At 64.3% G+C, this 17,718-nt stretch carries 20 protein-coding genes and 1 tRNA gene; 12 read left to right on the plus strand and 9 right to left on the minus strand.

Annotated elements, in window-relative coordinates:
* Positions 1-55 precede the first annotated feature (55 nt).
* Positions 56-712 carry a helix-turn-helix domain-containing protein gene (locus C486_RS18350; RefSeq protein WP_008458884.1) on the plus strand — a complete coding sequence of 219 codons (657 nt, stop codon included), beginning with the start codon at positions 56-58 and terminating at the stop codon, positions 710-712.
* 632 nt (positions 713-1,344) lie between these two features.
* Here C486_RS18350 and C486_RS18355 read toward each other — a convergent pair.
* The 4 genes from C486_RS18355 to C486_RS18370 form a co-directional block, all read right to left on the minus strand.
* The gene (locus tag C486_RS18355) at positions 1,345-1,587 is read right to left on the minus strand and encodes a hypothetical protein (protein ID WP_008458887.1); all 243 of its coding nucleotides are present in this window, start codon (positions 1,585-1,587) and stop codon (positions 1,345-1,347) included.
* Between the two features lie 105 nt (positions 1,588-1,692).
* Positions 1,693-2,370: a thiaminase II gene (tenA, locus tag C486_RS18360; RefSeq protein WP_008458888.1), complete on the minus strand. Its 678-nt coding sequence runs from the start codon at positions 2,368-2,370 to the stop codon at positions 1,693-1,695.
* 119 nt (positions 2,371-2,489) lie between these two features.
* Positions 2,490-3,029 carry a CBS domain-containing protein gene (locus C486_RS18365; RefSeq protein WP_008458890.1) on the minus strand — a complete coding sequence of 180 codons (540 nt, stop codon included), beginning with the start codon at positions 3,027-3,029 and terminating at the stop codon, positions 2,490-2,492.
* Positions 3,030-3,212: 183 nt separating this feature from the next.
* Positions 3,213-3,569: a DUF555 domain-containing protein gene (locus tag C486_RS18370; RefSeq protein WP_006186775.1), complete on the minus strand. Its 357-nt coding sequence runs from the start codon at positions 3,567-3,569 to the stop codon at positions 3,213-3,215.
* Positions 3,570-3,873: 304 nt separating this feature from the next.
* Between C486_RS18370 and C486_RS21835 the strand changes: the two genes are divergently transcribed.
* Together C486_RS21835 and psmB are read left to right on the plus strand one after the other, a co-directional pair.
* Complete coding sequence (locus tag C486_RS21835) at positions 3,874-4,044, plus strand: hypothetical protein (RefSeq protein ID WP_008458893.1); 171 nt, start codon at positions 3,874-3,876, stop codon at positions 4,042-4,044.
* A gap of 167 nt (positions 4,045-4,211) precedes the next feature.
* Positions 4,212-4,943 carry an archaeal proteasome endopeptidase complex subunit beta gene (gene psmB / locus C486_RS18375; RefSeq protein ID WP_008458895.1) on the plus strand — a complete coding sequence of 244 codons (732 nt, stop codon included), beginning with the start codon at positions 4,212-4,214 and terminating at the stop codon, positions 4,941-4,943.
* A gap of 124 nt (positions 4,944-5,067) precedes the next feature.
* Here the strand turns inward: psmB and C486_RS18380 are convergent, their stop codons facing one another.
* Positions 5,068-6,192 carry a Gfo/Idh/MocA family protein gene (locus C486_RS18380; RefSeq protein ID WP_049910711.1) on the minus strand — a complete coding sequence of 375 codons (1,125 nt, stop codon included), beginning with the start codon at positions 6,190-6,192 and terminating at the stop codon, positions 5,068-5,070.
* Positions 6,193-6,534: 342 nt separating this feature from the next.
* Between C486_RS18380 and C486_RS18385 the strand changes: the two genes are divergently transcribed.
* Positions 6,535-7,230 carry a ThuA domain-containing protein gene (locus C486_RS18385; RefSeq protein ID WP_008458899.1) on the plus strand — a complete coding sequence of 232 codons (696 nt, stop codon included), beginning with the start codon at positions 6,535-6,537 and terminating at the stop codon, positions 7,228-7,230.
* A gap of 9 nt (positions 7,231-7,239) precedes the next feature.
* Here C486_RS18385 and C486_RS18390 read toward each other — a convergent pair whose 3' ends face one another.
* The gene (locus tag C486_RS18390; RefSeq protein WP_008458902.1) at positions 7,240-8,532 is read right to left on the minus strand and encodes a TIGR00341 family protein; all 1,293 of its coding nucleotides are present in this window, start codon (positions 8,530-8,532) and stop codon (positions 7,240-7,242) included.
* A 105-nt stretch (positions 8,533-8,637) separates the two neighbouring features.
* Entirely contained in the window at positions 8,638-9,489 is an 852-nt protein-coding gene (locus tag C486_RS18395) for a translation initiation factor eIF-2B (RefSeq protein ID WP_008458906.1), read from the minus strand.
* A 203-nt stretch (positions 9,490-9,692) separates the two neighbouring features.
* Here C486_RS18395 and C486_RS18400 point away from each other — a divergent pair, with 203 nt between their 5' ends.
* From C486_RS18400 to C486_RS18425, 6 genes are all read left to right on the plus strand, one after another.
* Positions 9,693-10,013: a hypothetical protein gene (locus C486_RS18400; protein ID WP_008458907.1), complete on the plus strand. Its 321-nt coding sequence runs from the start codon at positions 9,693-9,695 to the stop codon at positions 10,011-10,013.
* A 312-nt stretch (positions 10,014-10,325) separates the two neighbouring features.
* Complete coding sequence (locus C486_RS18405) at positions 10,326-11,561, plus strand: eCIS core domain-containing protein (protein WP_008458910.1); 1,236 nt, start codon at positions 10,326-10,328, stop codon at positions 11,559-11,561.
* An 87-nt stretch (positions 11,562-11,648) separates the two neighbouring features.
* Positions 11,649-12,506, plus strand: a complete 858-nt coding sequence (locus tag C486_RS18410) for a hypothetical protein (RefSeq protein ID WP_008458911.1) — start codon at positions 11,649-11,651, stop codon at positions 12,504-12,506.
* A gap of 141 nt (positions 12,507-12,647) precedes the next feature.
* On the plus strand, positions 12,648-13,724 hold the full coding sequence (locus tag C486_RS18415) for an Mrp/NBP35 family ATP-binding protein (protein ID WP_008458913.1): 1,077 nt from the start codon (positions 12,648-12,650) through the stop codon (positions 13,722-13,724).
* On the plus strand, positions 13,721-13,996 hold the full coding sequence (locus tag C486_RS18420; RefSeq protein ID WP_008458915.1) for a hypothetical protein: 276 nt from the start codon (positions 13,721-13,723) through the stop codon (positions 13,994-13,996). The genes C486_RS18415 and C486_RS18420 overlap by 4 nt, the downstream gene beginning before the upstream one ends.
* 112 nt (positions 13,997-14,108) lie before the next feature.
* Positions 14,109-14,711, plus strand: coding sequence for a uracil-DNA glycosylase (locus tag C486_RS18425; RefSeq protein ID WP_008458917.1), 603 nt, complete (start codon positions 14,109-14,111; stop codon positions 14,709-14,711).
* 29 nt (positions 14,712-14,740) lie between these two features.
* On the opposite strand, the gene C486_RS18430 is transcribed toward C486_RS18425, so the two are convergent.
* Complete coding sequence (locus C486_RS18430; RefSeq protein ID WP_008458918.1) at positions 14,741-14,959, minus strand: hypothetical protein; 219 nt, start codon at positions 14,957-14,959, stop codon at positions 14,741-14,743.
* Between the two features lie 111 nt (positions 14,960-15,070).
* On the opposite strand from C486_RS18430, the gene C486_RS18435 reads away from it, so the two are divergent.
* Both C486_RS18435 and C486_RS18440 read left to right on the plus strand, forming a co-directional pair.
* Complete coding sequence (locus C486_RS18435) at positions 15,071-15,811, plus strand: DUF2064 domain-containing protein (RefSeq protein ID WP_008458920.1); 741 nt, start codon at positions 15,071-15,073, stop codon at positions 15,809-15,811.
* A gap of 41 nt (positions 15,812-15,852) precedes the next feature.
* Positions 15,853-15,936: transfer RNA gene (locus tag C486_RS18440), tRNA-Ser, on the plus strand.
* A 306-nt stretch (positions 15,937-16,242) separates the two neighbouring features.
* Here C486_RS18440 and C486_RS18445 read toward each other — a convergent pair.
* Positions 16,243-17,655: a GntP family permease gene (locus C486_RS18445; RefSeq protein WP_008458922.1), complete on the minus strand. Its 1,413-nt coding sequence runs from the start codon at positions 17,653-17,655 to the stop codon at positions 16,243-16,245.
* Positions 17,656-17,718 lie beyond the last annotated feature (63 nt).

The following is a 17,718-nucleotide window of genomic DNA, read 5'->3' on the forward strand; positions in this document are numbered from 1 at the left end:
CCGTGTGGTCCGTGCCCGGACCAGTTATTTTGAACCGCAATCCGAACGACGGATTATGAAACGTGTTCGCATAACCCTCCGTCCGCAAGGCGACTACGCACCGCCGATATACGAACACCTCGCAGGCGGGGCACGCTACCTCGAGCGGGCCGTGATCGTCAACTGGAACGTGTCGGCCCCGCCGACGGCGTTTCTGTTCCGACTCGAGGGAGCGTACGAGCGCTTCGGTCGCGTGCTCGACGAGAGCGAGACGGTTTCGGTCTACGAACTCCTCCCCATCACCGACCGGGAGTGTTACTGCTTCTTCGAGGGGACAGTCTCGCCAGCCGCGCGCTCGTTGTTCGAGACGTTCACGACTGGGAGCCTGATGACGGTTCCGCCCATCGAGTGCAATGAGGACGGAAGTACCACGTACACGATCATCGGGACGGAGGCGGAGATCCAGGCCGCAGTCGACGGGGTTCCCGACGCAGTCGGTGTTACCGTCGAAGCGGTCGGCGGAACACGTGTCGCCGCCGATAGCGTCGGTGGCCGACTGTCTCCACGACAGCGGGACGCGGTCGAAACCGCCCTCGAACTCGGCTATTACGACGTGCCGCGCACGGCGACGAGCGAAGACGTTGCCGAGACACTGGACTGTGCGACCGCGACCGCAGCGGAGCACCTCCAGAAAGCCGAATCGGCTGTGATGGGGTCGCTCTTCAGATCGTGACTACGGGAGCGTCTCCGCGCCTCGACGAGGTCCGCCTCGGTTTCCCACCGGTGCAATCGGTCGTCTCCGTCGAGCAGTTCGAGGACGCCGGCCTCCATCCAGCCGTAGGCCGGGTCTCTTCGGGAGACTCCCGCTCGAGTCCGTGCATCTTTTCGACGTACTCCTCGGTGCCGGCGAGTAGTCCCTGCTCGACGAGAAAGCCGCTGAGTTCTCGCTCGCGACCCCAACGACGTGGGTGACCAGGTCCGCGAGCAGGCAGAACGTCCGGATGCCGTTGTCCCACTCGCTGCAACCGTCTACAAGCACGTCCAGAAGCTGCTCGATGCCGGACTGGTCGACGCAGTCGCGCTTTCCGAGGACGAACGGCCGGGACGACTCCTGGAAGTTCTATCGGCTGACCGACGCGGGACGTGCGTTCCGCGAGATTCATACCTACTTGTGGCCGTGGAGACGCGCCAGCGCGTCTCCGAGACGATTTCCGATACGCCCGAGACGATGAGCCAGAGACGAGAACGCGCCCCGGCCGAAGCGACCGCGAGATGGGCCGCGTCGGTCGGGGCTCAGGCGGCTCGCGAGTCGCCCGACTCGCAATGTGTCTCAGCCGAGCGTTCCGACGGCTCGAGCGGCGTGGCTCACAGCGCCAGCGCGAGCGAGACGAGTAGCCCGCCATGCCAGACGACGGTCGCGGCCGCGTACCCTGGCTCGGACGTCGGAACCGGCGGATTGCGGACGAGCGCCTCCCAGAGGAAGACGGTCGCCAGGAGCGCCCCGCCGAGGAGCCCGTATCGAACGGCGATCGCGGGATGGAGCCCGGCGGCCGCGCCGAGCAGCAGCGACGCGACCATTCCGCCGAGCAGGCGATCGTAGTACTCCATGTTCCTACGAAGGAATACGGGCTCCAGTGGCAAACCTCCTGTGTCGATTCCGACTCGCGCGGAGTCGGGAACCGGTTCTAACTGCGAATCGAACGGAGATGGTATCTACGATCTCGCCGCCGAGAGTCCCCACTCCTCCTGCCGGTACGCCATCTCCCAGAACCGGTACTCGAGGCGCGCGCTCGTGCGGAACGCTGCTTCCATCGCCGGATACTGATCGGGATGGCGGTCGCCACACTGATCGACGAACGCTCGCAACCAGTCGACGACCTCGCGGAACTCGTCGCTCGTGTACTTCTCGATGAAGGGCGTGTATCGGTGGTCCGCCATGGGTGCCAGGTCAGCCATGTGATCGGCGATATCGAGATAGCCCTGCCCGCAGGGATAGATCGCGGCCGCGATTTCCGGGAGCGTCCCCTCGTAGGCGGTTCGCAACAGGAAGTTGGTGTAGGCGACGCAGGTCGGCGCTTTGTCGACCGACTCGAGGGCCCCCCGAGAGAGTCCGTACTCGGCGGCGAACGTGCGGTGGAGGTCCAACTCCTCGGCGAGCGTTGTGTGGGCGATGTCGAACAGTCGGGTCATCGTTTCCTCGTCCCGAGCCCTCGCGCCCGCGATAGCGAACACGCGGGCGTAGTCGAGCAGGTAGCGGTAATCCTGCCGGACCCAGGTCAGAAAGGCGTCTTCGTCGAGGGTTCCGTCCGCGAGCTCCGTGACGAACGGGTGGCGTTTCTGTGCGTCCCAGATGTCCGCGCCCGCGTCGAGGAGTCGATCGCTGGTTGCCATGGTCGCTCGAAGGTACGGCCGCGATGCTAATATTACTAGCTAATACAATCGCATGATTGGCCGCAGTGTGACCCCCTCGACTCGAAGCGCAATCGATCGGGAGTGTCCCCCGGGCGGCGTCAGGACAGCCGCGCGGCGATGTCCGCCTCGGTGATGATCCCGACGGTTTCGCCGGCTTCGGTAATCATCACGGCTTTGTAGTGCTCGAGCAGATTGCTGATCTCGTCCAAGGTCGCGTCCTTCGAAACGGTCGGGAAGCTCTCGCTCATGTGGGTTTCGATGGGTTCGTCGCGATCCTTGGAATCGAGGTGGACGAGGTCGCTCTGGCTGATCGATCCCACGGGGATGCCGTCCTGAATGACTGCCAGTTGCGAGTAGGCTTCCTCTTCCATCCGCTGGGCGGCCTCGCTGACGGGGTCGTCGGGGGCGACGCTGACGACGTCCTCGTTCATCAGGTCCGCCGCACGGATGACATCGCTTTCGGCTTTCTCCAGGGCGTTGACGATTCGTCGGAGCGTCGACAGCCGCGGGTCCACGTCGCCGCCTTCGATCCGCGCGATCAGCGGCTGGGAGACGTCGGCCGTGTCCGCGAGTTCGCTCTGCGTGAGCCCGAGTTCGGTACGGCGCTGCCGGAGATCAGCGGGCGTCGGGAGTTCCATACGAATGAATAACTACCGGTTATAGAAAGTACTTTGGGTTACATTCGATCCGGGACCCACCCGGCGAGCCGGGGACACGTCGCGCCCGCTCGCGGGGGTCGCCACTCGAGACCCGTACTGCGAGTCGACTCAAGTGGTGGACGTGAGAGACCAGTCCGCGATGCGACGTGTGCCCGACGGACGCTACTCGTCGTCCGCTTCGGTCTCGACGATGTCGACGACCGATAGCGGCACGTCGCGCAGCGCCCCACCGACTTCGCTCTTTGCGATTCGAGAGGCGTGCTCTTCGCTGTCGGCGTTGAAGACCTCCATCTCGAGTGCGAGGCCGACTAACGCGGTGTCGGCCGCGATGAAGGCCGAATCGAACGGCTCCCCACAGGCCGGACAGCCCGTCGCACCGACCTCGACTTCGACGTAGTCCATGTCTTCGCTGTTGAGTCGCTTCCCGGCTTCGCTGACGGCGACGCCGATCGCGTCGTCGATCGCATCGACGTCACGAACGAGCCATGCCGCTTCCATCGCGACGAGATAATTGCCCATATGCTCCGGTCGGTCCGGGGGGTTTCCTGCTTTGCGGTTCGTCCGCGCCAGCGTTCGCTCGTACTGACCCCAGCATCGCAGCGCGCACGTCAACCGGATGATTCGCATAACTTACGAGAAATCCCCCGGTCAATTGCCACCGACATACCCGTGGATCGACTCGAGTACGCCTCGAGTTGTCTCCCCAGCAAGCACGGTTGAATCGCAAGCGGGCGTCGACCCAAAAGTGCATTAACTATCGTTATGATATTGCTTCTTCAAGAAGGCTTATATATACCCTCCGTCTGGGCATCGATGAACGCTGATGATATCCCGCGCGTACCACGCGACCCTGTTCGCCCTGTACCAACTGTGCATTATGATCGGCATCGTCGCGATGCCGCTTGCGATCGCTGCCCGCCAGGCCGGCATCACCCTGCCGGTCCACCGCGTCCTCGAGAACGTCGAGGGGGCCTACGAAGCCGCACAGCGCTGATCCACCGCCCGACGCTGACTGGTTTTCCCCACGCCGATCCCCAACTCAGGAGCCGACGCCGCGGTCCGACTCGTTGCTCGAGCCGCCGGTCCTCGCAGCCGGTGAAAGCGGAAACGGCAGTGGTGACCGCCGGTGTTTTATACCGTCCCGGTCGTAGAGTTCGATCAATGCGTACGCCCACACACGACTCCGACTTCTCTCGGACGGTCGACCAGTTGGCCGACGATCCGAACCCCTACGAGCCGGAGGTCGGATCGATGCCCCAGAACGACCTGACGCAGGCCGATCTGGACAACGTCAACAAGACCGGGACGACGACGATCGGCATCTCCACCGCCGACGGCGTCATCATCGCGACGGACATGCGCGCCAGTCTCGGCGGGCGCTTCGTCTCGAACAAGAACGTCCAGAAGGTCGAACAGATCCACCCGACCGCCGCGCTCACGCTCGTCGGCAGCGTCGGCGGTGCCCAGTCGTTCATCTCGACGCTCCGTGCCGAGGTCAACCTCTACGAGGCCCGACGCGGCGAGCGGATGAACATCGACGCGCTGGCGACGCTTGCGGGTAACTTCGCCCGCGGCGGCCCGTTCTTCGCCATCCACCCCATTCTGGGCGGCGTCGACGACGAAGGCAGCCACGTCTACAGCATCGACCCCGCCGGCGGCGTTATGGAAGACGACTACACCGTCACCGGCAGCGGGATGCAACTCGCGTACGGCCACCTCGAGCAGGCCTACGAGCCGGACATGTCCAACGAAGAAGCCAAGACCGTCGCCGCACGGGGCATCAAGTCCGCCGTCGAGCGCGACACCGGCTCCGGGAACGGCGTCTTCCTCGCGGAGATCACCGACGAGGGCGTCGACATCCACGGGCACCACGATTTCGACGACGTCCTCTAACCCGGCCGACACGGGCGGCTTTTCGGCGTTCGACGAACGAAAAGCGGTCGCACTGTCGTTTCAGTCCGCATCGAACGTGACCACTCACCGGTCGTCGGAAACGGACCACGGCAACCCGACGCAATCAGTCGAGCCGCGCTGACCGCTCGAGTCGGGCCTCGGCCAGCGGGGACTCCTCGAGTTGGACTGCACGTCCCGTCTCGCTCGAGCGGTAGATCGCGTCGATCACGCGTTGGACGGTCAGGGCTTCCGCGACGGTGTTCGTCTTCGGGGCGTCGTCCGTTGCGATCGCCTCGAGGAACTGCTCGTCCTGTTCGGCGTAGCCGGTGACGGCCGCGTCGCCGGTCATGGCGACATCGGCGTAGTGATCGCAGCCCGTGGTTCCGGCCTCGAGAATCCGGAGATCGGTGTCGCCGATGTCGAACTGGGCACCGGATCGCGTGCCGCGCACGCGGAAATCCATGCTCTCCTCGCGGTTCGTCGCCCACGCGGCCTCGAGCGAGATCGTCTGGCCGTCCACTGTGCGGATGAAGGTGCTGACGGAATCGTCGACCTCGTACGTCTCGGCCTCCGCGTCCCAGTTGTCGCCAAACCCCTCGGGATCGGCGTACTCCTCTCTGGTGCCAAACGTCGTCCGGGTGACGCCGCTGACTTCGGCGATGTCGGGGAAGTCAAGCGCGTACAGCGCGAGATCCAGCGCGTGAACGCCGATATCGAGCAAGGCACCACCGCCCGCGAGTTCGGGATCGGTGAACCACGACCCGGGCCCGGGGACCCCCCGCCGGCGAACGTAATTCGCCTCGATGTGCGTCAGATCGCCGAACCGGCCGCGCGCGTGCTGTTCGTCGAACATGGCCATCGACGCCGCGTGACGGTTGTGAAAGCCGACCATACAGATGCCGTCCGAACGAGCCGCCGTCTCGGCGATCCGTTCCGCGCTCTCGAGCGTGTGTGAGAGGGGCTTTTCGACGAGGACATCCAGTCCCGCCTCGAGAGCTGTGACAGCGATCGGTTCGTGGAACCGGTTCGGCGTCGTCACGATGACGGCGTCGACCGCGTCGTCATCGACGAGTTCCTCGTGAGTCTCGTAGGTCCGCGCGCCGAATTCGCCGGCAAATCGATCGCGTTGCTCCGGGACGAGGTCCACACCTGCGACGATCTCAGCGCCGAGGTCGCGGATGCTTCGCGCGTGGAGATTGCCCATGCCGCCGAGGCCGACGATACCGACCCCGATTCCGTCGCCGATCATGTCCAACCCCACGATTTCGTCGGAGTAGCGATGGCAGTAAAACGAGAAACCGGCCATTTCGCTATCGTTGGCGTTCGATTCCGGTCCATATGGGGAAAGAGTGGGCGACCAAAATAAGGGTTGTGACCGATTAATCTGTACAATCGCGCCGTATTTCAGTTTTTAGGATACGATTTCATCCCTCTATACTCTATTCCTACAGAATATAGGAAATTCCAATTAGGCAGACTGTCGCTGGTTTCTCGACCGATCTGTCGACGCAGTTCTGTACCGGTCGGATCGCTCGGCCCGATCCGCTGGAACGACCGATACTATAAGCTCTCGCAGGTGGAGACACCCGCTATGGCCGACGTCACGATCTGGAACGAGTTCCGTCACGAGCGCGAAGACGACGCGGTCGCGGCCGTCTACCCGGACGGCATTCACGCCCCCATCGCCGACGCGCTCGCCGACGACCACGCGGTCCGAACCGCGACGCTCGACGACCCCGAGCACGGACTCACCGCGTCGGTCCTCGACGCGACGGACGTCCTGCTGTGGTGGGGACACGAGGCCCACGACGAGGTCCGAACCGAGGTCGTCGATCGGGTCCACGAGCGCGTACTCGAGGGCATGGGACTGATCCCGCTTCACTCGAGCCATTACTCGAAGCTCTTCAAGCGACTCATGGGAACGTCCTGTCGCTTGCAGTACCGCGAAGACGGGGGGACCGAGCGGCTGTGGGTCGTCGATCCCGGACACCCGATCGCCGACGGACTCGACGAATCCATCGAGCTCCCCGAATCGGAGATGTACGGCGAGCCGTTCGATATCCCCGAGCCCGATCGGCAGGTGTTCATTAGCTGGTTCGAGGGCGGAGAAGTGTTCCGAAGCGGCTGCTGCTACCGACGCGGCAACGGCCGGATCTTCTACTTCCGCCCGGGCCACGAGACGTATCCGATCTACGAGCACGACGGCGTTCGGCGGGTGCTCCGCAACGCGGTCGACTGGGCCGCCCCGACCGAGGGCTCGCCGCGAACGTTCGGAGAACGCGAGTAACGGTCCGACTCACCCGCTCCGTTGGGTCTCGACCAGTTCGACGACGACCTCGAGATCGACGCCGGTCGCCGACTCCAGGCGCTCGCGAACATCACCGGCGAAGTCATTGGGGAGTTGCTCGCCTGGCGGTCGTTCGACGAGGACGGTAACCACCGGGTCAGCGCCAGTATAGACGTCGACGAGTTCGTAATCGACGGCGAGTTCCCGAAACTGAAGGGCGGTGCCGTCGGCCAGTCGGTCTTCGCTCATCGTCTCGAGTTCGATCCGGACGTCGTGTTCGACCGCCGCAGTTCGGTACGTCCCGTAGGTGACGCCGCTGAGAACGGCGGTGAGGATGGCGATCGCGACGAAGAGGACGACGATTCGCGAACGCAGTCGCCCATAAGCACGCTCGATGTCCGCGCTCCGGTGCGGTCGGTAGCCCGAGAACCACAACAGGAGCAACGCCGCGAAATTGATCGAGAGCATGTTGACCAACACGAGCGTGCCGGCAGTGAGTACGACCTCCGGGCGGCCCCAGGCGATGCCGAGTCCCGCGGTGGCCGCCGGCGGAACGAGCGCGACGGCGATCGCCACCCCGACGAGAACCGACCCGACGTTGCGAGTGAGGCTGACGACTGCGGCCACGCCGGAACCCAACGCGAGAAACAACGCGAGGAGATCGGGCGTGATCCGCTCGTGGATCTGGGGCACCGTCGTGATGTCGAACCCCGGCGGGAGCAATATCGTCCCCCTGAGCGCCCAGCCGATCACCGCCGCCGTCGCGATCGAGGCCACGAGTCCAACTCCCTGGAGCACGACGCCCCGCGTCGCGAGTTGTTCGTCGTCGACGACGACACCGACGCTCGCCGACAGCGCCGGCCCCATCAGCGGTGCGACGACCATCGCACCGATGATCGTCGCCGCGGAATCGAGCAACAACCCCGCCGTCGCGATCGCCGTACTCACGACGAGCAGGCTGAAATAGGTCGAGACGGCCGGTGCGAGGTCGGCCGCTCGCGACCGGAGTTCCTCTCGAGAGATCCGCGTCCCCGACACTCGCGTAGACAGGGCATCGGTCCGCTCCGAGACGATCGTCTCCGCGGCAGTGACGACCGTGTACGAGCGTTCGTCGAGCCCGGCAGCTCGAAAGTCGGCCAACAGCCCCTCGACGGCCGGCGGCGGGACGGGGATCGAAACAAGGGCCTCGAACTCGCCGCGGTCCGTATCCCGTGAGACGGTGTAGTCGACGCCGGCTTCCTCGGCTGCCTCGAGAACGAGGTCCAACTCGCCTCGCGGCACGAATACCTGAACGAGACGCATACGGCCAGTACATCCGAGACCGGCATAGGCTGTTGCCACACGACGGCGACTGTCAGGCCTAGCGACCGCTTCGAGCGGCTTCGGTCGTCACTCCCGGTGAACGGTTCAGAACTCCTGTCGGCCCTCGTCCGTAATCACGCTCTCAAGCAGGTCGACCGGCGTCGCGTCGTAGGCGGGGTTCTCGATGGCGAATCCGTCGGCCGGCTCGGGCAGCACCTCGCTGCTCGGCCGATACTCGTTCTCGAACATGAACCCCTCGCTGACGATTTTCGAGGCCGAACCCAGGACAGTGACCGGAACGTCGAGTCGCGCGGCCGTCGACGCGATCGGGAACGTCCCGACGCGGTTGTACAGCGTCTCGTCGACGATACAGTCCATGCCGACGACGACCCGATCGCACTCCTCGAGGAGAAGTCCGTGCGCGTTGTCGGTGATCAGCGTCGTCTTGATCCCGTCGAACTCGGCGAGGGTTCGGGCCGTCTTGCGCCCGATGTATCGGGGCCGCGCCTCCGTGACGTAGACGTCGAACGCCTTGCCGGCGTCGGTCGCCTGCTCGAGCGCCTCGACCACCGTCGAGGAGTAGTCGTGGGTCAAGAGGGTCGTACCGTCCTCGAGCACCGCCGCGGCGTTTTCCGCGGCCAGTCGTTTGCCGGCCTCGATCCGCGAGACGACCGCGTCGATCCGCTCGCTGGTGAGCCGCTGAGCCGCCTCCACGCTGTCCGGATCGGCCTCGGTCACGTCGTCGACGACCTCCCGGACGGCGTTCTGTAGCGAGGCGTGCGAGGGATTCGCCCGCCGCAGGACGGAGCCGTTGCGCTCGAGGGCGCGCGTGTACTCCTCGACGGTCGCGAACTCCCGCCCGACCAGTTCCTCGAGGGCCTGGGCCGCGTGGACCGCGACCACCGAGGAACTGTGCGTCTGCATTTCACGGATTTCCTCGGCCGTCTCGTCGATCATACTCCGATGGTTTTCGGTCAGCGCAAAAGGTGTTCCGGGTGCTCTCAGTCGTTCCGTCACAGATCGGTCACCCGGTCGCCGTCACGTACACTCGGCGACCCCGAAACAGTCCCACGGCCCGTTACGGGACGACTCGGCATCGAGTCGCTGACGGGTTCTCCGCTGCCCGCAGGCTTACGTCCTCGAGTCCCCTAGTGCCGCCGATGACCGTCACCGTCCGGTACACGTGTCCACACTGCGGAGCCGTCGTCAGCGTCGAGCGCCGCCCGGACCTCGCGGATCGATCCGTGACCACACTGCCCCAGCCGGGATGGGAGTACGCCGGCCCCGACGAGGAGTTCGAGGCGGTCGACGGGATCGAGTTCCACTGTGGCGAGGACGGCACCGTCACCGATCCCGAGGGCAACCCCATCCAGGGCTGTGGCCGGCCGTTCTACCTCAACTTCGTCCGGTACGAGCAGGGGGTCGAACTCGAGCCGGAGCCGCCGACCTACGGCGGGCCGCGGTTCGATTTCAGTTCGTGACCCCGGCCCGCGATCGACGCACCCTGGGGCGCTTCGCTCGCGGTCGCTGCACGTGAGGAGCCGTCCGCGTCGGATTGCGATCCTCGAGACCGCCGAACAATGCCTGTCGCGCCCCTGATGACGGCGTCGGTATAGTCGAGTTCGGCGAGACGTGTCGGTGAGCCGTGGCGCAATGCAGTGCGTTACATTCCGGATCGACCATCTCAACGCCTTCGTGCCGACGGAACGTAATCTTGACTCAGTGTTTATTTAAGAGCGTTTTCTGACAACCTTTATGCTATCCGGGGCTGAATATCTCGCCACGAGTCTTACATGGGGTTTCGATCAGCGAGGGACGCCACGACGACCGGTGACGACCGACAGTCTCAGCAAATCGAGACCGTCCGGTCGTTGCCCGACCACGAGTCGGACGCCGGCGGCTGGGCCCACCGGATGCCACTCACGGAGGCGGAAGAGGAGTACGGAATGTCGATTCCGAACGACGAGACGCTGTTCGAGTTACAACGACTCGAGGCGTCGAACCCGATCCGGGTCCACGAGTGGATCGAGGAGGGGATGACCGTCGAGGACATGCGAGATCCGAAAGCGGCCGAGGCGTTCCGCGAGCGCCAGGCCGCCCGTCCCGAGGCTGTACCCGACGATATCGAACGCCGCAACANGGGCGTTCCAGACCCGGTCCGAGACGTGATACAGTCGACAGGGCAGCCCCTGGATGACGGCATCCAACAGGCGATGGAAGAGCGGATGGGTGATTCGTTCGGCGACGTACGCATTCACGCCGGCGCGACTGCAGCGACCGCCTGCGAGGCAATCAATGCGCGGGCGTTCACCGTCGGGAACCACATCGCGTTCAATCACGGCGAGTACGATCCCAAATCACCGGCGGGGCAGCACATCCTTGCCCACGAACTCGCCCACGTCCGCCAGCAGACCGGTGCGGACATCAGCATGATGCCCCAAGACGATAGCGGACTCGCAATCGATCCAGATCCCTCTCTCGAGCGGGAAGCCGAGGACGCGGCCCAGCAGGCGCTGGCCGACGGGCCGGTGACGATCAACCGGAAAGGGACCGAGACGCATATTCAGCGATCCGCCAAGGGTAGCGGGAGTATGACCTACGAGGGGCTGGAGCACCTCTCAGAAGAGGTCGCTGAGCTCAGGGAAACCGTTAGCCAGAATCAGCAGGCTATTCAGGAGACGCAGTCGAACGTAGGTGCGCTCGAAGACGAGGTCAACAGTGGGTTCGACGACAAAGCGAAAGGGATTCTGGGTGGTGGCGCTGCTGCTGGAACGATTGCACTTGGCCGGGCGATGAGCGAACCTGCGCTTCAGGATGTCCTGCAAGATACGGCAGCCAACCCCGAAGTAGCTGCACCCGCCATCGCTGCTGCCGTGATGGCTGCTGGCGTGGGCACTGCCAGTGAAGGTCTGAAAAGTGCCCTCGGTGGAATCAGAGATCGTCTCTTCAGCGCCGATGATGATGCGGAGGGGAACCGTGAGGAAGAGAATACCGATGGAGACGATGATAGTCGGTTAGGGATCTTCTAAAATATGACTGTGTCTGTTGAAGAGGAAACAGAAGAGGGGATCGGAGTACGGGTTATCGATAATAGTGGCGCTGAGCATAAGATCGAGATGCTCTTCGATGGAGAAATTGTTTACCATTATCAGGATTCGTATCCTGACGACGCATCAAAGCGGACAAACCAAGAAGACGAAAGTGTCTCTCAAGCCCGCCGACTTGCCCGCTATCACGTCTACCGGGAGCGGGGCTATGACACACTCCCGCCAATCGAGAACCCGGACCGAATCGCTGCGGTCTTGCTTGCACTGCTGGATCTCAGCGACGCACAGTTCGCGGGGTACTTCCAGACACTGTACGAGCAGGCGGCCAGCCACGACCGATCCGATATCGTTCCGCCACTCGAGTTGCCATCGGCGGTCTACAACGAGGAGTTCCTGCTCTACAAGCAGAATATCTACCTCGAGGAGGATCTCGAGGCGATACAGGAGCAACTCACCCGACCCGCGACGGAGGTCCTCGGGGAGCAGGATCTCGAGGAGGTAGCCACGGCGACGAGTGAGGGACTCGTCTCGAAAGCGACCTCCCTCGTTGGTGGTGGCGGCGAGTCCGATGGCGCTGGCGCTGCGCTCACGATCGAGGGCGTGTCGGGAATCGACACCATGTATTACGAGGACACGAACGAGGACCGGACGATCGAAGGCGACGATCCGTTCGATCGCGACCCCGATGCCCGTCTCGAGATCGTGCCGACGAACTACGCCCAGGATCGGTTCCGCTATCACGTCGGCCACAATCTGGTCTGCCAGATCAGGGATTGTTTTATCGGGATGGGGCTGGAACCGCCTGAACCCTACCGCGTGCTCGGCCACGGCAAGTACAAATACACGGGGAAGTACCGCCACTTCGACTTCTACGAGCCGTACTTCGATCACGAGGCCGACATCGACGGGTACGTCGCTCCGGGCTAATCCGTTCTTGGGGAACCGACTCGCGGCGGTCTACACGAAAGCGGCTCACGGTCAGACCGACCGTGTTGTCCTCGCACCTCGTGAAACACGGGTCCGTTGACCGAACACAATCCTTTTCGACGCTGGCAAGTAGCTAGTGACATGGACGAAACCGCCGTTCGCGACCGGCTCCGGACGGTCGACGATCCGGAACTCGGCGATGACATCGTTTCGCTCGGGCTCGTCAACGAGATCGACATCGACGGCGAGCAGGTCGATGTCGATCTCGCGTTGGGTGCCCCGTACTCCCCCAGCGAGAGCGATATTGCCGCCGCGGTTCGCGAGGTCCTCACCGAGGCGGGCCTCGAGCCCGATCTCACCGCGAGCGTGCCCGATCGCGACGATCTCACCACCGAGGAACAGGTGCTGCCGAACGTCAAGAACGTCATCGCCGTCGCCTCCGGGAAGGGCGGCGTCGGCAAGTCGACCGTCGCGGTCAATCTCGCGGCCGGGCTCTCACAACTGGGTGCTCGCGTCGGCCTGTTCGACGCCGACGTTTACGGGCCGAACGTCCCGCGGATGGTCGACGCCGACGAGCCGCCGATGGCGACCGAGGACGAGACGCTCGTCCCGCCCGAGAAGTACGGCGTGAAGCTCATGAGCATGGCCTTCCTCACCGGCGAGGATGACCCGGTCATCTGGCGCGGGCCGATGGTTCACAAGGTCATCACGCAACTGACTGAAGACGTCGAGTGGGGCCACCTCGATTACCTCGTGGTCGACCTGCCGCCGGGGACCGGCGACACCCAGCTGACGATGCTCCAGACCATGCCGGTCACCGGTGCGGTCATCGTCACGACCCCACAGGATGTCGCACTGGACGACGCTCGGAAGGGCCTCGAGATGTTCGCCAAACACGACACGGTCGTGCTGGGCATCGCCGAGAACATGTCGACGTTCGCCTGTCCCGACTGTGGCGGCGAACACGACATCTTTGGCTCCGGCGGCGGCGAGGACTTCGCCGAGGAACACGAACTGCCGTTCCTCGGCTCGATTCCGCTCGACCCGGCCGTCCGTGAGGGCGGCGACGGAGGCAAGCCAACGGTCCTCACAGACGGGGACGTGACCAGCGACGCCCTCCGGACGATCACCGAGAACGTGGCGAATAACACGGGTATCGTCCACCGACAGGCCATCTCCCAGAGCCGACACAGCGAGACTACATCACCGGACCAATGAGCGACGACCAAGACGACACCGAGAGCGGAATCGCGGCGGCCGACACCGCCGACTCGGAGACCGGATTCGCGCCCGATCCCGAGCGCGTCGAGTCGCTCCGCGAGATCGCGGACGACGTACGCGGCGACACCAGCGAGAGCAAACAGCTCGCGAACATCCTGTATCGAACCAGCGACCTCTACGACGAGCGCGAGGAGACCTCTCCCGAGGAGATCGTCCGCAACGTGAAGTTCATTCTCGAGGTCAACGAACGCGGCGGCCTCGGTCGCTGAGTCGAGCGGCTCGAGACCGATCGGCCGGCCGCCGGGGCGCGTCGCTTTTGCGTCTGCCCCTCGAGACACGAGTGTGGACGCGAATCAACGGTCTCGGGCGAACCCCTACGGCATGGACGAGGAGTGTCGGAACTGCCCGGCGCTCTGTGAGACGCGCAGTCGGGTCGTCCACGGCTACGGCGATGTCGACGCCGACTTCCTGTTCGTCGGCGAGCGGCCGACGGCGCGCGCCGACGACACGGGCGTTCCGTTCGCCGGAGCGGGCGGCAGCGACGGCGACGGTGGACTGCGACGGATGCTCGAGCGGCTCGGTCTCTGTGACGTGACCTCGCCGGCCGATGCACCCACCCTCGAGAACGTCTACCTGACGAATCTCACCCGCTGTCGCGATCCCGATCGGCGACCGACCGACGAGGAGATCGGTACCTGCGAGCCCTATCTCAACGCCGAGATCCGGATGATCAATCCGGAAATCCTCGTGCCGGTCGGCGAGCGCGCGCTGACGGAACTCGGCATCGAGTACACCACGACCCCGGTCGACGACCTCTCGCTGCCCGCCGACCATGCGACGCGGATTCGGGGCCGCGGGTTCGAACTCGTCCCCATGATCGACCCGCAGGCGCAGACGACAGACCAGACACAGGCGTGGCTCGAGGCGTTCGTGGACCTGATGGCGTCGGACTATCGGCAGACGAAGGGACGGCAGGAACGGTGAGAAAGCGGCGGTGACTGTGGCTCGAGCGGTTACCAGTACGGGTTCTCGCGCCAGCGTTTCGAGCCGACGCCGGAGGCGATCAACGCCGCGACGGTGAGGACCGCGACGGCGACAACGCCAATCGTCGGGGCGAAGAGGGGTCCGGGTGAGTTGAGTAGGTAGCCAGTGCTGAATCCGTACACGCCAAGCGCTGCCAGCGCGGCGATCACGAGCGTCGCGAGCAGTCCGGCGAGCGACCGTTCGTCCATACCGTCCCGGAGGGGCTACACCGTTATAATTCATCTTCATTTCCCATCGGTTTCGGTCCCGCAACCCCCGAAAGCGCCGCGTTCAAGGACCGTGCGCTCGGAGGATGGGGCATGATCGTCGTCGTCCCGATCGACCCGCCGCGCGACGGACTCGTCCTCCCGTCGCTCGTCGACGGATCGCCGTTGACCGAAGCCGAGGCCGCATCGCTCTACGAGGCCGCCGTCGCCGACGTCTGCTGGGCCGTCACACGCAGCGGCGGCGACCTCCTGCTCAACTACCGCGACGCCGAGACTCTGCCAGAGGCACACGCGGACGGGGACCCCGAAGCCGAGGTTCGGGCGCTCGCGCTCGACGCGCTCGGCGAGGACGCGGCGGTCCGGTTCGAACGGCAGGTCGGTTCGAACCGCGCTGCTCGCGTCGGCAACACCGTCACGCACCTGCTCGAGCAGGAGGGTGCCCAGAGCGTGGGCGTCCTCGAGCCGACGGTGCCGCTGGTCAACCGAACGGAAATCGACGGGGCGGCGATGTCGCTCCGGCGCCACGAGGTCGTGTTGGGGCCGTCGACAGAGGGGAGCAGTTACCTCGCCGGCTTTACCGCGCCGATCGATTTCACTGACGCATACGCGACGCCGGAACTGTCGACGCTCGCGGAAAAAGCGGCGGCCGCGGGTCTCGGCGTCGGCTTCGCGCCGATGCTCCCGTCCGTCGCGACGCCGGCCGGGTTGCGGGCGACCGTCGCCGGACTCGAGGCCCGACGGGCGGCCGACCGACCGGGTGCCGAGGCGACGGCCGCGTTCGTCGACGAGTTGGGACTCACCGTCGGAGCCGACGGCTCGCTCGAGCGCGAATAGACCGACAACCCTTTTTGAACGTGCGGAGAACGTGCAGGTGAGGTGGGGTGGCAGAGCGGCCTAACGCGCCTGCCTTGAGAGCAGGTGGCTGTCAAGCCTCATGGGTTCAAATCCCATCCCCACCGCTTCTGTGACGAACGGACGTGAGGAGCGAAGCGGAAACAGTGGGATTTGAATCAGGGAGGAGCTTCGGTCCGACCGTGGTTCAAATCCCGTCCCCACTGTCTTCTTACGAGAACTACACGACGAGTACCATGAGGTGTCTCTCGAGCGGAAACCGAAACGGGTGGATTCGACCGGGGGGAGACGACCGATCGTGAGTGCAGCAAACGAGACGGGCTTCAGGAGGATGTCGGTCGGTTCGGAATCCGGATGCAGAGGTAATCTGCAGAGGGGGAACTATCTCGACAAAACGGGAGAGCCGTTTTGGATTACGCGAACGGGAAGAGCGTCGAGAAGATGAGGGTCGTTAGCAGCCCCGAGATGGAGATGATCGTCGTCAAGACAGTCCACGTCTGGAGTGTCTCGGCCTGCGTTAGGCCGCCGATCTCCTTTACCAGCCAGAAGCCGGAGTCGTTGTACCACGAGAAGATGTTGGCACCCGCACCGATCACCATCACAAGGTAGGCGGGGTGGACGGCGAGTTGGCTAGTGAGCGGGGCCATGATACCGGCGGCGGTGAGCATCGCGGCCGTCGCCGATCCCTGTGCGATGCGAACGATCGCGGCGATAAGCCAGGCGGTGACCAGCAGGCCGATACCGACGCCCTCGAGGGCTCCTGCGAGATAGTCACCGATCCCCGAGGCCGCAAGGAGAGCACCGAAGGCACCACCGGCGGCGGTGATGGCAGCGATGTTCCCACCGCTTTTCAGCGCCTCGGTAAGCTCGTCGGCCCACTCGCTACGTGAGAGGTCGTTGTGTCGCCTAAAGGAGTACGCCGCGGCGAGGGCGGCGACGGTAAGTGCGACATTCTTGTCCCCGAGGAAGGCGGCGATCGGCCGAATCGCTTCGATCGACGGCAAGACGTCCCCGAATCCCTCGACGATGGTCAACGACCCGATGAGGACGACCGCCAGAATAATCGGTGCCGCGGACTCGAGCATGCCCGGCAGGGAGTTCGTCGGTTTGTCGGCGACATCCTCGAGTTCCTCGGTCGTTGTCGACATGGTGTCACGAAGCGGGATATCGAGCCTGGCGTTGATCCATCGGCCGTAGACGAGGCCAGCGAGGATCGCCGCCGGGAGCGCAGTAGCGATTCCGATGGCGATCGTCATTCCCAGATCCGTCTCGAGCTCCGCTGCGACGGCCAGCGGTCCCGGCGTCGGGGGGACGAAGACGTGCGTGGTCGCTGCACCGGCTCCGACGACGACGAGGAACAGGGTATAATCTCGACCCACACGGGCTCGCATCGAACGCGCGAGGGGTGCCATGAGGTAGAAGACGCTGTCGAAGAAGACGGGGACGGCGAGGAAGGTACTGCTTCCCAGCAGAGAGATGTCCGAGTTGGACTCGCCGAGAACGTTCTGGAAGCCCCGAACGATCCGCTGGGCCGCCCCGCTTTCGAGCATCGATTTGCCGATGACTGCGGCCATCAAGATCGGAATACCGATCCCGGCCATGTTGTCACCGAACGCGGTCGCGACTCGAGACCCGGCGTCCGCTGCGCCGAAGTCGGGGACGAAGACCGAGTTGACGACGCCGACGGTGAACGCAGCCATGATCAGCCCGACAAACGCCGGAAGATCGAGCCACACCAGCAACGCGATGACTGCAATAAGGCCGATGATAAACGTGATTAATGGACTATACGAGAGCTTCACCGTCTGTAGCGGCACATACACCATGTGAATCGCACTCAATCATTTCCTATTATTAGTATTTACGATTATAGTAAATTATCATAGTCT

This window comes from Natrinema gari JCM 14663 (genome assembly GCF_000337175.1).
GTDB classification, from domain to species: Archaea; Halobacteriota; Halobacteria; order Halobacteriales; family Natrialbaceae; genus Natrinema; species Natrinema gari.

What these genes read in the sequence shown, in the direction of transcription:
- C486_RS18425 (WP_008458917.1), top strand. Translation starts at nt 14,109, where the DNA reads ATGGACGAGGAGTGTCGGAACTGCCCGGCGCTCTGTGAGACGCGCAGT.
- C486_RS18385 (WP_008458899.1), top strand. Translation starts at nt 6,535, where the DNA reads ATGGCCGACGTCACGATCTGGAACGAGTTCCGTCACGAGCGCGAAGAC.
- C486_RS18390 (WP_008458902.1), bottom strand. Translation starts at nt 8,532, where the DNA reads ATGCGTCTCGTTCAGGTATTCGTGCCGCGAGGCGAGTTGGACCTCGTT.
- tenA (WP_008458888.1), bottom strand. Translation starts at nt 2,370, where the DNA reads ATGGCAACCAGCGATCGACTCCTCGACGCGGGCGCGGACATCTGGGAC.
- C486_RS18355 (WP_008458887.1), bottom strand. Translation starts at nt 1,587, where the DNA reads ATGGAGTACTACGATCGCCTGCTCGGCGGAATGGTCGCGTCGCTGCTG.
- C486_RS18365 (WP_008458890.1), bottom strand. Translation starts at nt 3,029, where the DNA reads ATGGAACTCCCGACGCCCGCTGATCTCCGGCAGCGCCGTACCGAACTC.
- C486_RS18430 (WP_008458918.1), bottom strand. Translation starts at nt 14,959, where the DNA reads ATGGACGAACGGTCGCTCGCCGGACTGCTCGCGACGCTCGTGATCGCC.
- C486_RS18380 (WP_049910711.1), bottom strand. Translation starts at nt 6,192, where the DNA reads ATGATCGGCGACGGAATCGGGGTCGGTATCGTCGGCCTCGGCGGCATG.
- C486_RS18445 (WP_008458922.1), bottom strand. Translation starts at nt 17,655, where the DNA reads ATGGTGTATGTGCCGCTACAGACGGTGAAGCTCTCGTATAGTCCATTA.
- psmB (WP_008458895.1), top strand. Translation starts at nt 4,212, where the DNA reads ATGCGTACGCCCACACACGACTCCGACTTCTCTCGGACGGTCGACCAG.
- C486_RS18410 (WP_008458911.1), top strand. Translation starts at nt 11,649, where the DNA reads ATGCTCTTCGATGGAGAAATTGTTTACCATTATCAGGATTCGTATCCT.
- C486_RS18435 (WP_008458920.1), top strand. Translation starts at nt 15,071, where the DNA reads ATGATCGTCGTCGTCCCGATCGACCCGCCGCGCGACGGACTCGTCCTC.
- C486_RS18400 (WP_008458907.1), top strand. Translation starts at nt 9,693, where the DNA reads ATGACCGTCACCGTCCGGTACACGTGTCCACACTGCGGAGCCGTCGTC.
- C486_RS18420 (WP_008458915.1), top strand. Translation starts at nt 13,721, where the DNA reads ATGAGCGACGACCAAGACGACACCGAGAGCGGAATCGCGGCGGCCGAC.
- C486_RS18395 (WP_008458906.1), bottom strand. Translation starts at nt 9,489, where the DNA reads ATGATCGACGAGACGGCCGAGGAAATCCGTGAAATGCAGACGCACAGT.
- C486_RS18415 (WP_008458913.1), top strand. Translation starts at nt 12,648, where the DNA reads ATGGACGAAACCGCCGTTCGCGACCGGCTCCGGACGGTCGACGATCCG.
- C486_RS18350 (WP_008458884.1), top strand. Translation starts at nt 56, where the DNA reads ATGAAACGTGTTCGCATAACCCTCCGTCCGCAAGGCGACTACGCACCG.
- C486_RS18370 (WP_006186775.1), bottom strand. Translation starts at nt 3,569, where the DNA reads ATGGGCAATTATCTCGTCGCGATGGAAGCGGCATGGCTCGTTCGTGAC.
- C486_RS21835 (WP_008458893.1), top strand. Translation starts at nt 3,874, where the DNA reads ATGATATCCCGCGCGTACCACGCGACCCTGTTCGCCCTGTACCAACTG.